Consider the following 14,887-nt stretch of genomic DNA (forward strand, 5'->3'; position numbering starts at 1 on the left):
CTCCGCCGGCGAAGCGCCGCTCGCGCTCCGCCGCCTGACCGAATTCTGTCAATAAATCAGAGCCAAGACCGTTTGCATGAGCCTCGATCAGGCCACGTCCGCCGAATTGTCCGGAGTACCGACGCCCACCAAACGCGAGGGCGCCCGTGTTGTCGGTCCTATCGCCGTAGGACTGGCGCTGCTGTCGGCCTTCGTCACCTTCGTCGTGCTGGCCGACCTGACACCGATCGCGCCGACCCACTACGTCGTCGTCTCGCTGCTGCTTGCCAACGCCACGACCGTCGTCCTGCTGCTCGGCATCATCGTGCGCGAGGTCTGGCAGGTGGTGCAGGCGCGGCGTTCGGGCCGGGCGGCCGCTCGGCTGCATGTCCGCATCGTCGGCCTGTTCTCGATCATCGCCGCCGCGCCGGCGATCCTGGTGGCGATCGTCGCCAGCGTCACGCTCGACCGCGGTCTCGACCGCCTGTTCTCGACCCGCACCCGCGCCGCGATCGAAAACTCGCTGATCGTGGCCGAAGCCTATTTGCGCGACCACGCGCAGATCGTCCGGTCCGACATTCTGGTGATGGCGTTCGATCTGTCGCGCTCGAAACCAGTCATTGAAGAGAATCCCGAGCAGCTCAAGCAATTCCTCACCTTCCAAGCCGCGGTGCGCGGGCTTGCCACGGCGATCGTATTCGACGGCGACCTCAAGGAGGTGGCCCGCGCCGATACGCGCGTCAACCAGACCTTCGCGTTGCCGCCGCGCGAGGCGTTGCCGACCATCAGCGACAAGGAACCGCAGCTCGTCCTGCTGCCGGACACCAATTACGTCGCGGCCATGATCAAACTGCAGAACTACGACAACCGCTATCTCTACGTGACGCGGCTGCTCGATCCGCGCGTCGTGCCGCAATTGCGCGAGACGCGGGCCAGCGTCTCGGAATACGTCGCCATCGAGCAGCGGCGCTTCGGCGTTCAGGTCGCGTTCGGCCTCATGTACACCGTGATCGCGCTGATCGTGCTGCTGTCGGCAGTTTGGCTCGGCTTCAACTTCGCCAACAAACTGGTGGCGCCGATCCGCCGGCTCATCGGCGCCGCCAACGCCGTGTCGGAAGGCAACCTGTACGTCCGCGTGCCCGTCCGGCAGTCGGAAGGCGATCTCGCCCATCTCGGTGAGACCTTCAACCGCATGACCCAGGAACTGCGCACCCAGCGCGACGACCTGGTGCGCGCCCGCGACGTCATCGACACCCGCCGCATTTTCACCGAGGCCGTTCTGGCCGGCGCCAGCGCCGGCGTCATCGGCGTCGACAGTTTCGGCAATGTCAGCATCCTCAACCGCTCGGCCGAGAAGCTGATCGGCTTCAGCGAAGCCGAGGCGATCGGCAAGCCGCTGATCGAAGTCTTCCCGGAGCTGTCCGGCATCATGCTCACCGCCAAGCACGGCGGCCGCACTCAGGATCAAGTGACCATCAACCGGGCAGGGCGCGAGCGCAACCTGTCCGTCCGGGTCACCAGCGAGCGATCCGGCGCCTCCGACCACGGCTACGTCATCACGCTCGACGACATCACCGAACTCGTCACCGCGCAGCGCTCCTCGGCCTGGGCCGACATCGCCCGCCGCATCGCGCATGAGATCAAGAACCCGCTGACGCCGATCCAGCTCTCCGCCGAGCGGCTGCGGCGCAAATACGGCAAGGTGATCGTCGAGGACCGCGCTGTCTTTGAACAGTGCACCGACACCATCATCCGTCAGGTCGACGACATCCGGCAGATGGTCGATGAGTTCTCGAAATTTGCGCGCATGCCGAAGCCTGTCATCGCCGGCGAAGACATCGCCGATACCGTCCGGCAGGCGGTGTTTCTCCAGCGCGTCGGCAATCCGGATCTCGATATTTCCGCCGAGATCGCCGAGGAGCCGATGCCGGCGCAGTTCGACCGCCGCCTGATTTCGCAGGCGCTGACCAACATCATCAAGAACGCGACCGAAGCGGTGGCCGCCGTGCCGGCCGAGGAACTCGGCAAAGGCATCATCCGCGTCTTCGCCGCGCGCGAGGGCGACGACGTCGTCATCGATATTGTCGATAACGGCATCGGTTTGCCACGCGAAAACCGCAACCGTCTGATGGAGCCTTATGTAACGACGCGCGAGAAGGGCACCGGCCTCGGTCTCGCCATTGTCGGACGCATTCTCGAGGAGCACGGCGGCGGGCTCGAACTACGCGACGCCAGCGACAAAATCCCGGGCCAGCGCGGCGCCTGGATGCGCATGCGCTTTGCCGCCGCCGGCAAGCCAGCGGTGCGCGCTGCCAGCGAAACCGAAACGACCGCGGTAGCGGTTGCCGAAAAGACGACCAACGAGTGAACGCCGAATGAGCGCCATGTCCTCCGAGATTCTCATTGTCGACGACGAAGCCGATATCCGCGATCTGGTCGCCGGGATCCTGGAAGACGAGGGCTTCAGCGCGCGTACGGCGCGCAATAGCGACGATGCGTTGGCGTCGATCGTGACGCGCCGTCCGAACCTGATCTTCCTCGATATCTGGCTGCAGGGTTCCAAGCTCGACGGCTTGCAGCTGCTCACCATTCTCAAGGGCGAGCATCCCGAGATTCCGATCGTGATGATTTCGGGCCACGGCAACATTGAAACCGCGGTCGCCGCCATCAAGCAGGGCGCCTACGATTTCATCGAAAAGCCGTTCAAGGCCGACCGCCTGGTGCTGGTCGCTGAACGCGCGCTGGAGACCTCGCGGCTCAAGCGCGAGGTCCGGCACCTCAAGCAACTGGCGCCGTCGCCGTCGATGCTGATCGGCCAGTCGCCGTCGATGTCGAGCCTGCGCCAGGCGATCGACCGCGTGGCGCCGACCAACAGTCGCGTCCTCATTGTCGGGCCGTCCGGCGCCGGCAAGGAACTGGCCGCGCGCACCATGCATCAATTGTCGGCACGGGCGAGCGGACCCTTCATCGTCATCAACGCCGCGGCGATCACGCCCGAACGCATGGAGACCGAGCTGTTCGGCGTCGAGGCCAACGGCGCCGAAGCGCGCAAGACCGGCGCGCTGGAAGAGGCGCATGGCGGCACGTTGTTCATCGACGACGTCGCCGATCTGCCGCGCGAGACGCAGAACAAGATCCTGCGCGTGCTGGTCGATCAGACCTTCAGCCGGGTCGGCGGCTCCAGCAAGGTTGCCGTCGATGTCCGCATCGTCGCTTCCACCTCGCGCAACCTGGAAGCGGCGATCGCCGAGGGTGAATTCCGCGAGGACCTCTATCATCGTCTGTCGGTCGTGCCGATCCGCGTGCCGCCTTTGTCGGAGCGGCGCGAGGACATTCCATCGCTGATCGATTACTTCATGGATCAGATTTCGCAATCGACCGGCTTGCCGAAGCGGCGCATTGGCGAAGACGCCATGGCCGTGCTGCAGTCGCATAACTGGCCGGGCAATGTCCGGCAGCTGCGCAACAACATCGAACGGCTGATGATCCTGGCCGGTGGCGATCCCGATGCCGTCATCAATGCCAGTATGCTGCCGCCGGACGTCGGCTCGATGGTGCCGGCGATGCCCAATGGCAACGGCGGCGAGCAGTTGATGGGTCTGCCGCTGCGCGATGCGCGCGAGGTGTTCGAGCGCGAATATCTGGTGGCGCAGATTTCCCGCTTCGGCGGCAACATCTCGCGCACTGCGGAGTTCGTCGGCATGGAACGCTCGGCGCTTCACCGGAAACTCAAAGCGCTGGGAATTGGATAACGTCGCATGTCGCGCATCGCTTACGTCAACGGCCGTTACCTGCCGCACGGCGACGCCGGAGTCAGCGTCGACGATCGCGGTTTTCAGTTCGCCGACGGGGTCTATGAAGTCTGCGAGGTGAGGGGCGGCAAGCTTGTCGACGAACGCCGCCATATGGCGCGCCTGCAGCGCTCGCTCGACCTGCTGCGGATGGACCGGCCGATGTCCGTTGCGTCCCTCGCCATCGTGATGCGCGAGACGATCCGGCGTAATCGCGTGAGCGACGGCGTCGTCTATGTGCAGGTCACGCGCGGCGAGATGCGCCGCGACTTTCCGTTTCCGCCGGCCGGCACGCCGCCAACCTTGGTGGTGACCGCGCGCACCAACAATCTCGCCAGAATCGAGGCTCAGGCGGAAGCGGGCATCGCGGTGATTACCGTGCCCGACGATCGTTGGCGTCACGTCGATATCAAGTCGGTGTCGCTGTTGCCCAATGTGCTGGCCAAGCAGACGGCGCGGGACAAGGGCGCCCGCGAGGCTTGGCTGGTCGACGCTCAGGGGCGCGTGACCGAGGGCGCCTCGTCCACGGCCTGGATCGTGACCCGGGAGGGCGTCCTGGTGACGCGGCCGCTCGCCGGCGACATCCTGCCGGGCATCACCCGCTCGGTGCTCATCGACCTCGTGAAGGCGCAGGGGCTGCGCTTCGAAGAACGTCCCTTCACCGTCGAGGAGGCCTATGCCGCGCGCGAAGCCTTCGTCACCTCGGCCAGCCAGTCGATCATGCCGGTGGTCGAAATCGACGGCCGTCCGGTCGGCAACCGGGCGCCGGGCACGGCGGCCTCGGCGCTGCGCCGCGACTATCACAGCAAGGCGGAGTTCACCTGACGGCTTGGGATCAGCTCCGCTCGCTGCTGCGGTATCTAAGAAAATCGTATCTATTCAGTGACTTGCTTCGAAAAAGCGCAAGTTCCGCTTGCACCGGACAGCGCACTACCATCTAATGGGCACTCCCGGGCCTCGGCAGCGCCGCCTCCAGGGGATGGGCGCAACGACCTGCAGAGGACTAAAGGGCAACGATTGTCTCGCGCGTTAAGATGCGAGCTAAAAAATGGACCACGGCCATGGCAGCCGATCGAGCGCAGAACTTACAAGACACGTTTCTCAATCACGTCCGAAAAGCAAAAATTCCGCTGACCATCTTTCTGGTCAATGGTGTGAAACTGCAAGGCGTCGTGACCTGGTTCGATAACTTCTGCGTCCTGTTGCGCCGGGACGGGCACTCGCAGCTTGTTTATAAGCATGCGATCTCGACCATCATGCCCGGCCACCCGATCCAGTTGTTCGAAGGCGGCGAAGAGCCGCTGACGCCGGAAAAGGCTTAGTTGGAAGCACGCGAACGCGACAAAGGCACGGACACTCTGACCCCTTCGGGGTCGGGCAGCGGCCGTGCGATCGTCATCGAGCCCTGGGTGCGCATGCCGGGCGGCCGCGGTGCCGCGCATCTGGCCGACACGCGCACGCCCGAGGCGCGGCTCGAGGAGGCGATGGGTCTTGCCCGCGCCATCGATCTCGATGTCGTCGAAGGCGCGCTCGTGCCGCTGCAGGCGATCAAGCCGGCGACTTATGTCGGCTCCGGCAAAGTCGATGAAATGGCCGGCCTCGTGAAGAGCCATGAGGCGTCCGTGGTCATCATGGACTGCCCGATATCGCCGGTGCAGCAGAAGAATCTGGAGAAGGCCTGGAACGCCAAGGTCATCGATCGCACCGGGCTGATCCTCGAAATCTTCGGCCGACGCGCGCGCACCAAAGAAGGCGCGCTGCAGGTCGAACACGCGCACCTGACTTATCAGAAGGGCAGGCTGGTGCGCTCCTGGACCCATCTCGAACGTCAACGCGGCGGCGGCGCCTTCCTCGGCGGTCCGGGCGAAACCCAGATCGAATCCGATCGCCGCATGTTGTCGGACAAGATCATGCGGATCGAAGCCGAACTCGAGAAGGTCAAGCGGACGCGCAAACTGCATCGCGACAGCCGCAAGCGCGTGCCTTATCCGATTGTTGCGCTGGTCGGTTATACCAACGCCGGCAAATCGACGCTGTTCAATCGCGTCACGGCGGCGAGCGTGCTGTCGGCCGACATGCTGTTCGCGACCCTCGATCCGACCTTGCGCGCCATCGACCTGCCGCGCGGCACGCGCATCATTCTGTCGGACACCGTCGGTTTCATCTCCGATCTGCCGACCATGCTGGTCGCGGCGTTTCGCGCGACGCTGGAAGAGGTAATCGAGGCCGACATCATCCTCCATGTGCGCGACATGTCGCATGAAGACACGGGCGCGCAATCGGCCGACGTCGCCAAGGTGCTCGGTGAACTCGGTATCGAGGCGACCGACCGACGCATCATCGAAGTCTGGAATAAGATCGACGCGCTCGATGCCGACGGCCGCGATCGCATCCTCAACCTCGCCGGACGCCAGCCCTCGGACCGGGCGCCGGTCGTGGTCTCGGCCTTGACGGGCGAGGGTATCGACGGCCTTTTGACGGCTATCGAAACCCGGCTTGGCGAAAGCCACCAGACCCTGACGGTGTCTCTCGATGCATCGGATGGTGCGGGCTTGAGTTGGCTCTATCGCCACGCCGAGGTGCTCGACAATCGCACCGACGACAACGGCCAGATGGAAGTCACCGTCCGCGCTACGCCCGACAAGGCGGCGCAGGTCAGGGCGAAGTTTCTGTAGTCCGTCGTGCCGGACACCGGCGACGCGGGGTTACTGCTACTCCGCCTGCTTCGCCTGATCCCACAGCGCATCCATTTCCGCGAGCGTGGCGTCCTGAGGCGTTTTGCCTTGCGCCGCCAGTGCGCGCTCGATGGCTGTGAAGCGGCGCTCGAATTTGGCGTTGGTGGCGCGCAGGACAGCTTCCGGATCGGCGTTCAAGTGGCGCGCCAGGTTGACCACGGCGAACATGAGGTCGCCGACCTCGGCGGCGGCTTCGTCGTTCTGCGCGCGATCGAGTTCGGCCTCGATCTCGTCGGCTTCCTCGCGGATCTTGGCCAGCACCGCACTCGGATCGTTCCAGTCGAAGCCGACGCGGCCGGCCTTCTGCTGAAGCTTCAGTGCACGCGTCAACGCGGGCAGGGCAACCGGTACGCCGTCCAGGGCGCTTGGCGGCTTTGGCGGATGACGTTCGGCGCGTTCCGCCTTTTCCTCCGCCTTAATGCGCTCCCATTGGCTTTCGACCGACTTGGCGTCCTGACCGCCGGCATCGCCGAACACATGCGGATGGCGACGGATCATCTTGGTGGTGATGGCCTCGACCACGCCACCGAAATCGAAGGCGCTTTCTTCCTCGGCCATTCGGGCGTGGAAGACGACCTGCAGCAGCAGATCTCCAAGTTCGTCCCGCAGGTCATGAAGATCGCTCCGCTCGATGGCGTCGGCGACCTCATAGGCTTCCTCGATCGTATAGGGGGCAATGGTCCGAAAATTCTGTTCGAGGTCCCACGGGCAGCCGGTGACCGGCGTGCGCAGCGCGGCCATGATCTCGATCAGACGGGCAATGTCGCGGGATGGCTTCACGGGGGCTCACTCGGGCTGTGGCGTCGGAGACGGTGTCTGGGCGAACCTAGCGGCGCAGGCCGGCTGTGGCGCGGCAGGCCGCAGGCTTATCCAGAGACTTCGCCAACCCCGTCGGCCTTAATCAGATTCGCATAAGACATATTATGGAATATATTAGGCGCCTCGGAAGGTCCAAGAGCGAATGCGACAGTTCAAGACTACTACGTATTTTATTGAAATCACGCGGCTTTACCGACTGAACTCAGGCCTCAAACACCATGCCATCGTAGGCCGGCTCGATATGCTCCGGCAGCGTGCGCCTTAGCGTCTGATAGTCCAGATCGGTGTGCATGTCGGTCAGGATGGCGCGCCGCGGTTTGATCTCGGCGATCAGCGCCAGCGATTCCTCGAGGTTCATGTGGCTCGGATGCGGCGCCTTGCGCAGCGCATCGACGATCCAGATATCGAGGCCGCCGAGCGCCGCGACGCTGTCCGGCGGCAGCCGCTTCATGTCGGTCGAGTAGGCCACGTCGCCGAAGCGGAAGCCGAGCGAGACGATGTCGCCGTGATCCTGCAGAAACGGCAGAACCTCGATGGGCCCACCCTGCCCGTGGATCGTCAGCGGCTGGCCCGCGGTCACGCGGTGTTCGGCCAGGATTGGCGGATAGCTGCTGCCGGCCGGCGTCCTGAAGCAGTAGCCGAAGCGGGCGTGCAGGGCGATGGCGGTCGGCTCGTCCATGTAGACGTCGACGCGGCGCCGGTGCATGACGAACATCGGCCGCAGATCGTCGATGCCGTGGGTGTGGTCGGCGTGCTCGTGGGTGATCAGGACGCCGTCGACCCAGTCGACGCCGGCGCCGAGGAGTTGCTCGCGGATATCCGGGCCGCAGTCGATCAGAACGCGCGTTACCTTGTCCGGGGCGGCAATGCGCTCAACCAGCAGCGCGCAGCGCCGGCGGCGGTTCTTCGGCTCGTTGGGATCGCAATCGCCCCAGCCCAGCGCGACGCGCGGCACGCCCATGGATGAGCCGCAGCCGAGGATGGTGAAGCGCAGCGTCATCCGGCCTTCCTGACGTCGTTCGGCAGAACCCTCGGCACCTTGGAGAACAGCCGGAAGAAGTTCTCGGTGGTCTGCCGCGCGATCTCCGCTTCCGACACGCCGCGCGTTTCCGCCAGCACCTTGGCGGTGTTAACGACGTAGGCCGGCTCGTTGCGTTTGCCGCGGTACGGGATCGGCGCCAGGAAGGGCGAATCCGTCTCGACGAGGATGCGTTCGGCGGGCAGGTCGCGGGCGATGTCGCGCAGCGCCTCGCCGTTCTTGAAGGTGATGATGCCGGTGAAGCCGATATAGAGCCCGAGTTCGATGGCCTTGAACGCCAGCTCGCGGCCGCCGGTGTAGCAATGCAAAACGGCCGGGAAGGCGCCCTTCCCGATTTCCTCGGTCAGGATCGCGGCGCTGTCGGCATCGGCCTCGCGCGTATGGATGACCAGCGGCAGCCCGGTCTGGCGCGCCGCCGCGATGTGCCGGCGGAAACCGGTCGCCTGGGCGTCGCGCGGGCTCTTGTCGTAGTGATAATCGAGCCCGGCTTCGCCGATGGCGACGATCTTCGGGTGCTGGCTGAGCCGCACCAGCTCTGCGACGTCGATATCCAACTCCTCGGCGGCATTGTGCGGATGAGTCCCGACCGAGGCAAAAACGTCAGGATATTTCTCAGCGACCGCAATGACTTGTGCCAGCTTCTTCACCCGAGTTGAGATCGTCACCATGCGCCCGATCCCAGCCGCGCGGGCGCGGTCGACGATCTGGTCGAGCTCGGGCGCAAATTCCGGGAAATCGAGGTGGCAGTGGCTGTCGACGAGCATCACGGCTTTTTCGGCTCGTTCTTCGGTTTTTTGGGTTCTTTGGGAGGCTGGGCGGCGTCCCCGGCCGTCTCGGGCTCCACATAGCGCGGAAACACGCCCTGCGGCGCCGGCAGAGCCGAGCCGGGCGCAATGCGCTTGCCGCCTTCCAACGCCGTGAAGTCGCGCTCGCCCGCCGGGATGGCGAGCAGGTCGAGCAATTTGCCGGCCGACACCGGCATCACCGGCTGGGCGAGGATCGCCACCTGCCGGATGATCTCGGCCGTCACGTAGAGGATGGTCCCTTGCCGCGCCGGATCGGTCTTGGCCTTGGCCCAGGGCGCCTCCGAGGCGAAGTAACGGTTGGCGTCGGCCACCACCGACCACACCACGTGCAGCATGTGATGCAGCTGTTGCGTCTTCATGTGCTCGCGCGCCGCCGGCAGCATGGCGTCGGCCGCGGCGAGGATGGTCTGATCCTCCGGCGTGAATTCGCTCGGCGTCGGCAGCGTGCCGCCGAACGCCTTGCCGACCATCGACAACGAACGCTGCGCCAGATTGCCGAGATCGTTGGCGAGATCGGCATTGATGCGGTTGACGATGGCTTCGTGGCTGTAGCTGCCGTCCTGGCCGAACGGCACTTCGCGCAGGAAGAAGAAACGCATCTGATCGACGCCATAGGCTTCCGCCATGGCGAACGGATCGACGACGTTGCCGACCGACTTCGACATCTTCTCACCGCGGTTGAACAGGAAGCCGTGGCTGAAGATCCGCTTCGGCACCGCCACGCCGGCCGACATCAGGAAGGCCGGCCAGTAAACCGCGTGAAAGCGCACGATGTCCTTGCCGATCACGTGCAGCGCGGCGGGCCAGTAACGCTTGAATTTCGGGTCGTTTTCGTCCGGGAAGCCGAGGCCGGTGATGTAATTGGTCAGCGCATCGACCCACACATACATGATGTGCTTGGGGTTGCCGGGCACCGGAATGCCCCAGTCGAATGTGGTGCGCGACAGCGACAGATCCTTCAGGCCGCCCTTCACGAAGCTCGCGACCTCGTTGAGCCGCTCCTTCGGCAGCACGAAGTCCGGCACCTTGGCATAGAGCTCGAGCAGCTTGTCCTGGTACGCCGACAGCTTGAAGAAATAGCTCTCCTCCTCGACCCATTCGACCGGCGTGCCGGTCTTGGTGGCGAGCCGGGTGCCCTGCTCGTTCAGATGGGTCTCGTCCTCGGCGTAATAAGCTTCGTCACGCACCGAGTACCAGCCGGCATATTTGTCGAGATAGATGTCGCCATTGGCCTCCATCCGCCGCCAGATTTCCTCCGACGAGCGGTAGTGACGCTCTTCCGTCGTGTGGATGAAGTCGTCGTTCGAAAGGTTCAGCATCTTCACCATGGCCTCGAAGCGCGGCACGTTCTGGTCGCGCAACTGCCGCGCCGTCATGCCGAGCTTGGCGGCCGTCTGCTGCATCTTCTGGCCGTGCTCGTCGGTGCCGGTGAGGAAATAGACGTCGTAGCCGTCGAGCCGCATGAAGCGCGCAATGGCGTCGGTCGCGATCGCCTCATAGGCGTGGCCGATGTGCGGAACCCCGTTCGGGTAGGAGATGGCCGTGGTGATGTAAAAGGGCTTACGGTCTGACATTGCTTCGTTTTTTCGGGAGGACGCCGTTCAGGGCCTAGTCGAGTCAAGGGGTTAGGTAACAACCGGCGAGAAGCGGGGCAAGCTGCCGGCTCCGCGCCGACGTCAAAGCCACCCTGTCGAGTCTCCCGCATAGGCTGTATGCTGGCTGCGTTTCACCCGGCTTAGTGGGAGACCGACATGACGTCCAGTGCTCTTCCGAAGTCCAGACTGCTTATGCTGTGTGGCCTCACCGCTTCAATCGGGCTGGCCACCGCCCTGCCCGCCGTCGGCCAAAGCGGCGACGATCCGGTCCAGGTTTCACTGGTGCCGCAGGATTTCTCCGACTGCTCCAATGCCAATGTCAAAGCCAACGGCGGAGAAACGCCCGGCGGCACCGTCGTCCTCGTCCGCCGTAACGACGGCTCGATCGATCTCAAGGTCGGCATCACGGCAACCCCGGACACCAAGTACAATTTCTATCTCAAATGCGTGCGTCAGCTCGGCGTCATCACGACCGGTGACGAGGGCACTGGCGAGGCCGCTTTCACGATCCCGCCGAACACCGTCGGCAAGACGTTCGCCTTCGACATGTATCCCGATGGTGCGCCTGCCGGTAACAAATTCCAGAGCGTCCAGGTGCAGATGAACTGAGCCGCGCGACTGTCGACGGTCAGGATGCGTTCTACCAGGTGCCGAACACCCGCTCCGCGGCATAGCCCAATGCAGCGGTGTACCGCGGCTCGCTGTCTTCGCCCTTCGGCGTGTTGCGCGGCCGGCTGTAACCGCCGGCATAGCGCTTCGGCGAAGCGCTGATGCCCTCAGCCTGCAGCGCGGCGGTCTTCCACGACGTGCCCTTGAGGTCCGTCACGACCACCATCTTGTCGACCTTGCCGTCGAGGAAAGCGGTGAGGAACTTGTTGTAGTCCTTGAACGAGACGCAGCCGTTCGACTGCCCGGTCGGCCCGATCATATAGGTGTGCGCCAACATCCCGTCGCGACCGAACATCCGCTCGCCATAGACCGGATTGAGACGGACCGCGCGCACGCCGTGGAACAGCTTTTCGCGCTCCGTCAGCACATAGACGTTGGGCGGCGTCGGGCCGCGCATCCGCACCTTGATGTAGCGCGGATCGTCCATTTTCTCGCCCATGCCGGAATGCGCTTCGAGGCGCGAACCATCGGGCATATGCACGATGCCATTGGTGATGTCGTAGACCGCAGTGCGGCTCACCGAGTCCGGCGTCACCGACGGGATCGACACCGGCGCCGACAGTTTCGGCATGGCGATGGCCTTCGGCTCGGCGCTGGCGACATCGGCCTTAGCCATGGTGCGGATCTTGGACGCCGGTTCAGGCGGCGAGACGGCCTCAGGTTGGGCGATGGCTTCCCTGGTCACCGGCTCCTTAGCGATGACCGGCTCGGCGTTGATTTCAGGCCGTGCAGGCGGCACCGGAACGTTGACCGCTTGCGGCGCCACCTTGGGATCGAGGCTGGCCACGACATTGTGCGGCACCGGCGCTTCGGCCGGCGGTTCAAGCTTGGCGACCGCCGGAGCGGCGGGCCGATCGAGTTCCGCGCGCACTTGAGCGAGCTTGGCCGGCAGCGGGCGTGGTAACGGAATGACGGCCGGTCGCGCGCCACGTTGCGCGGGCGTCGGTGGGGCCACTGCCTGCCTGCCCTGCTCGGCGATGAGCGGCTTGGTACGGTCAATATATGCTGTCGACCAGGACGACGCGGCGGTGCGCGCCCGCGGCTGCGACGACGGTTCGTAGGGCACCAAGGCCAGCGCCGCCGGACCGCTCGGCAAACGAACGCGCGGCTGCACGGCGCTGCTGGCCATCCAGCCGGCGGCGAGGGTCACCGCGATTGCCGCCGTGCCGAGCGCGGCGACCGCGCCCAGTCCAACGACCGAGCTGCTGACAATGCCGCGAAGGACGTGTCGTTTGGCACGCGATGACGCGCGTCGATCGTCGACCCACGAAGCATCGAAACAGGCGGCGGCCGAAGTGGTCATGCGATACGCAACTCGAACTCGACAAGCGGCCTGACGCCGACATTCCAAGGGTTCTCGTGTGCGTTACGATGCGGGGATTAAGGTTAAACGACCCTTAAACAACGGAAGAATTTGATGATTTTTGTAATCTTGCCCGCGGCGCACCTGGCCTGACGCGTGGCGCTCGGGCGGTGTTCGCAGGCCGACGACTCGCGTAGCGTTCCATGATGAAAAAGCTTCGCTACGCTCTCGCCGCGGCGTCATTAATCGCCGGTCTTGTCGTCGTGCAAAGCGGCCACGCCGCGCCGATGAAATGTTCGGGCGAGGAAGCAACCTGCCGGCAGGCCTGCGCCCAGACGGCAAAGACCACACTCACGACATGCCTGACGACATGCGGCGTCAGGCGCTCGGCCTGCATGCGTACAGGCTGCTGGGACAACGGCCAGCAACGCTACTGCGGCCTGGCCAAGCAATAGCGCACGCCCGTCCAGGCGCACAGCCAAGCATCACCGGGCAGCAAGCTGAAGCACCAGCCGGGATCGCTGATGCCGCTGGCGTTGGCATGGTTGTACGGATCTACCGCACCGCGTTATTTTTAAGGAAGTGTCATCCGAATCGCTTACCTTCGTGGTCATGGCGGTTCGTCGATTGCGGATCGAAGGCGCTACCAAATGGACCGGGACTCGAGTGCTCCCGGACGCCAGAGCGCTAGCCGCCACCCCTCGCAGACCCAGCATCGCTTTCACTCGGCGCCCCAAGCGCCGGGAACTGGCACGCGCGATGCATAGTTCCGTTTATGCCAGCAAGAGGCGCTGGCGCCTGCGACCCACAGCAAGTCCACCAGAAGGAGTCGGCCTTGGGTAAGAACCTGAACAAGAAGAGACGTCGTCATGAACGCTTGTCTGGGACAGCCGAGATTATCAACTTCCAGAACAAGTTCGAGGCTGAACGAATCCTGCCGCCGATAAAAGCGCTCAACGCTACCCAAGCCGAATACCTCGAAGCCCTGCGCAAATTCCCCCAGGTGATCGTCCTGGGCCCTGCCGGAACCGGCAAAACCTGGATCGCGGCCACCCATGCCGCCGACCTGCTCCGCAACCGCCAAATCGACAAGATCATCCTGACGCGGCCCAACGTGCCCTGCGGCCGCTCACTCGGCTTCTTCCCCGGCTCGCTCGAAGACAAGTTCGCGCCATGGGCGGCGCCGGTGATCGAGACCATCAAGGAACGCGTCGGCAAGGCCGCTTATGATATCGCGCTCAAGAACGGTGCTATCGAACTGGTGCCGTTCGAGGTGATGCGCGGCCGTTCGTGGAAAGGCGCCTTCGTGCTGCTCGATGAGGCTCAGAACTCGACCCCGGCTGAGATCAAAACCTTCCTCACCCGCATCGGCGAAGATTGTACCGTCGTCATCAATGGCGACGTCAGTCAGTGCGACCTTACCTCGGGCAGCGGCCTGCGCACAGTGATCGAGCTGATCGACAGCCAGAACCTGCCGGTTCCGGTCGTCGAATTCACCCGCGCCGAGATCGTCCGTTCCGGCATCTGCGCGATGTGGGTCAACGCTTTCGAGGAGGCCCGGCTGTAAACGACGGTATATCCTGCTCAGTGGAATGGCCGGAGCGGGCCACGTTCCGGCCATTTTTCCATAACGTATCTGCGGGTGTGAAATCTGCATCATCGCGGTTGAACAAACCGCGCCGCCGCGCCATATAACGCTGTGGATTGTCCCACCAAGATTGACGACCCCCCAGGAGCGAAAATTTGAGTCAATTCAGACACCCCGACGCTTTTGAGCGCCGGAACAATGCCGCTGCCGTCAAAAAGGCGATGCTGGAAAAATTCCGCGCCGCGACCCAGGATCCCGACCTCGAAATCAAGCGCCAGGAGCGCCTGGCTGTCGCCCAGGCCCGCGCCGAGCGCCAGGCTCAGCGCGATGCCGAGCGTGAAGCCGAACGCAAGGTTCGCGAAGCCGAGGCAGCCCGTCTCGCCGCCATCGAGGCGGAGCGGCAGGCGCAGTTGAAGAAGGAAGCCGAGGAACTCGCAGCTCTCGAAGCCGCGGACCAGGCTGCCGCCGGTGAGGCCCTGCTCGCTGAGCAGAAGGCCAAGCGCGACGCCCGCTATGCCGCGCGCAAGGCCGCGAAGAAGAACAAGAAGCGCGGCTACTAAGTC

Annotated in this window: 14 protein-coding genes; 9 read left to right on the forward strand and 5 right to left on the reverse strand. The window is 64.4% G+C overall.

The genetic code is table 11. From position 1 onward, the window contains the following. The first annotated feature begins 76 nt into the window (after positions 1 to 76). The 5 genes from ASD45_RS09350 to hflX all read left to right on the forward strand — a co-directional run bounded on the left by ASD45_RS09350 (position 77) and on the right by hflX (position 6,445). A complete protein-coding gene (locus ASD45_RS09350) occupies positions 77 to 2,347 on the forward strand; it encodes a PAS domain-containing sensor histidine kinase (protein WP_056911244.1) in 2,271 nt (756 codons plus the stop codon). 16 nt (positions 2,348 to 2,363) lie between these two features. Beyond that, positions 2,364 to 3,731: a sigma-54 dependent transcriptional regulator gene (locus ASD45_RS09355; protein ID WP_056912677.1), complete on the forward strand. Its 1,368-nt coding sequence runs from the start codon at positions 2,364 to 2,366 to the stop codon at positions 3,729 to 3,731. A 6-nt stretch (positions 3,732 to 3,737) separates the two neighbouring features. Then, positions 3,738 to 4,595 carry a D-amino-acid transaminase gene (locus ASD45_RS09360; protein WP_056911245.1) on the forward strand — a complete coding sequence of 286 codons (858 nt, stop codon included), beginning with the start codon at positions 3,738 to 3,740 and terminating at the stop codon, positions 4,593 to 4,595. A gap of 236 nt (positions 4,596 to 4,831) precedes the next feature. Next, positions 4,832 to 5,092, forward strand: coding sequence for an RNA chaperone Hfq (gene hfq / locus ASD45_RS09365; protein ID WP_056911246.1), 261 nt, complete (start codon positions 4,832 to 4,834; stop codon positions 5,090 to 5,092). Beyond that, positions 5,093 to 6,445: a GTPase HflX gene (gene hflX, locus ASD45_RS09370; protein ID WP_056911247.1), complete on the forward strand. Its 1,353-nt coding sequence runs from the start codon at positions 5,093 to 5,095 to the stop codon at positions 6,443 to 6,445. Positions 6,446 to 6,481: 36 nt separating this feature from the next. On the opposite strand, the gene mazG is transcribed toward hflX, so the two are convergent. The 4 genes from mazG to metG form a co-directional block, all read right to left on the reverse strand. Further along, entirely contained in the window at positions 6,482 to 7,285 is an 804-nt protein-coding gene (gene mazG, locus ASD45_RS09375; protein WP_056911248.1) for a nucleoside triphosphate pyrophosphohydrolase, read from the reverse strand. A 241-nt stretch (positions 7,286 to 7,526) separates the two neighbouring features. Continuing rightward, the gene (locus tag ASD45_RS09380; protein ID WP_056911249.1) at positions 7,527 to 8,324 is read right to left on the reverse strand and encodes an MBL fold metallo-hydrolase; all 798 of its coding nucleotides are present in this window, start codon (positions 8,322 to 8,324) and stop codon (positions 7,527 to 7,529) included. Continuing rightward, positions 8,321 to 9,127 carry a TatD family hydrolase gene (locus ASD45_RS09385; RefSeq protein ID WP_056911250.1) on the reverse strand — a complete coding sequence of 269 codons (807 nt, stop codon included), beginning with the start codon at positions 9,125 to 9,127 and terminating at the stop codon, positions 8,321 to 8,323. Before ASD45_RS09385 ends, ASD45_RS09380 begins: the two co-directional genes overlap by 4 nt. Next, positions 9,127 to 10,743: a methionine--tRNA ligase gene (metG, locus tag ASD45_RS09390; protein ID WP_056911251.1), complete on the reverse strand. Its 1,617-nt coding sequence runs from the start codon at positions 10,741 to 10,743 to the stop codon at positions 9,127 to 9,129. The genes ASD45_RS09385 and metG overlap by 1 nt, the downstream gene beginning before the upstream one ends. 177 nt (positions 10,744 to 10,920) lie before the next feature. Between metG and ASD45_RS09395 the strand changes: the two genes are divergently transcribed. Then, positions 10,921 to 11,373 (forward strand): hypothetical protein, encoded by a 453-nt coding sequence (locus ASD45_RS09395; protein ID WP_056911252.1) that lies wholly within the window; start codon positions 10,921 to 10,923, stop codon positions 11,371 to 11,373. A gap of 31 nt (positions 11,374 to 11,404) precedes the next feature. Here ASD45_RS09395 and ASD45_RS09400 read toward each other — a convergent pair whose 3' ends face one another. Next, a complete protein-coding gene (locus ASD45_RS09400) occupies positions 11,405 to 12,736 on the reverse strand; it encodes a DUF2778 domain-containing protein (RefSeq protein ID WP_056911253.1) in 1,332 nt (443 codons plus the stop codon). A 203-nt stretch (positions 12,737 to 12,939) separates the two neighbouring features. Between ASD45_RS09400 and ASD45_RS09405 the strand changes: the two genes are divergently transcribed. From ASD45_RS09405 to ASD45_RS09415, 3 genes are all read left to right on the forward strand, one after another. Further along, entirely contained in the window at positions 12,940 to 13,191 is a 252-nt protein-coding gene (locus tag ASD45_RS09405; protein ID WP_056911254.1) for a hypothetical protein, read from the forward strand. 440 nt (positions 13,192 to 13,631) lie between these two features. Further along, entirely contained in the window at positions 13,632 to 14,303 is a 672-nt protein-coding gene (locus ASD45_RS09410; RefSeq protein WP_244485448.1) for a PhoH family protein, read from the forward strand. Between the two features lie 176 nt (positions 14,304 to 14,479). Beyond that, on the forward strand, positions 14,480 to 14,884 hold the full coding sequence (locus tag ASD45_RS09415) for a DUF6481 family protein (protein WP_056911255.1): 405 nt from the start codon (positions 14,480 to 14,482) through the stop codon (positions 14,882 to 14,884). Positions 14,885 to 14,887: the final 3 nt, after the last annotated feature.

Origin of the sequence: Pseudolabrys sp. Root1462 (assembly GCF_001426945.1) — a bacterium.
Lineage (GTDB): Bacteria > Pseudomonadota > Alphaproteobacteria > Rhizobiales > Xanthobacteraceae > Pseudolabrys.

Coding starts and splice junctions, on each gene's coding strand:
- ASD45_RS09350 (WP_056911244.1), top strand. CDS start 77: ATGAGCCTCGATCAGGCCACGTCCGCCGAATTGTCCGGAGTACCGACG.
- ASD45_RS09355 (WP_056912677.1), top strand. CDS start 2,364: ATGTCCTCCGAGATTCTCATTGTCGACGACGAAGCCGATATCCGCGAT.
- ASD45_RS09360 (WP_056911245.1), top strand. CDS start 3,738: ATGTCGCGCATCGCTTACGTCAACGGCCGTTACCTGCCGCACGGCGAC.
- hfq (WP_056911246.1), top strand. CDS start 4,832: ATGGCAGCCGATCGAGCGCAGAACTTACAAGACACGTTTCTCAATCAC.
- ASD45_RS09380 (WP_056911249.1), bottom strand. CDS start 8,324: ATGACGCTGCGCTTCACCATCCTCGGCTGCGGCTCATCCATGGGCGTG.
- ASD45_RS09385 (WP_056911250.1), bottom strand. CDS start 9,127: ATGCTCGTCGACAGCCACTGCCACCTCGATTTCCCGGAATTTGCGCCC.
- metG (WP_056911251.1), bottom strand. CDS start 10,743: ATGTCAGACCGTAAGCCCTTTTACATCACCACGGCCATCTCCTACCCG.
- ASD45_RS09395 (WP_056911252.1), top strand. CDS start 10,921: ATGACGTCCAGTGCTCTTCCGAAGTCCAGACTGCTTATGCTGTGTGGC.
- ASD45_RS09400 (WP_056911253.1), bottom strand. CDS start 12,736: ATGACCACTTCGGCCGCCGCCTGTTTCGATGCTTCGTGGGTCGACGAT.
- ASD45_RS09405 (WP_056911254.1), top strand. CDS start 12,940: ATGATGAAAAAGCTTCGCTACGCTCTCGCCGCGGCGTCATTAATCGCC.